Origin of the sequence: Bacillus sp. SIMBA_031 (assembly GCF_046535225.1) — a bacterium.
In the GTDB taxonomy this organism is placed as follows: Bacteria; Bacillota; Bacilli; order Bacillales; family Bacillaceae; genus Bacillus; species Bacillus velezensis.
This window is the reverse complement of sequence record NZ_JAWRXC010000141.1, coordinates 1-280: the sequence shown is the minus strand read 5'-3', so window position 1 is coordinate 280 and position 280 is coordinate 1. Positions and strand designations below refer to the sequence as shown.

Below are 280 nucleotides of genomic sequence, written 5' to 3'. Positions count from 1 at the left end.
ATTCATCTCTGTTTAAATATCCTCTGGATACTCCATCACCGCCTACATACAGTTCCCCAGAAACACCAACGGGTAATAATTGCTGGTTATCATCAAGTACATAACACCTTAAGGTCGGAATTGCTGTTCCAATATTGCTGATATTAGAAACGATATCACTTGCTGTAATATCCTTATAAGTTACATGGACCGTAGTTTCTGTAATGCCATACATGTTGATTAACTTGGTCGATGGGTATTTTAAATTATATGATGATAATTTACCCGGACTCAATGCCTC

The 280-nt window shown here is 37.1% G+C and carries 1 protein-coding gene; it reads right to left on the bottom strand.

The annotated features are described in order from the left end of the window. Positions 1-280 (bottom strand): AMP-binding protein (locus tag SB724_RS19830; protein ID WP_410572517.1); only part of this gene is annotated, 280 nt, incomplete at both ends.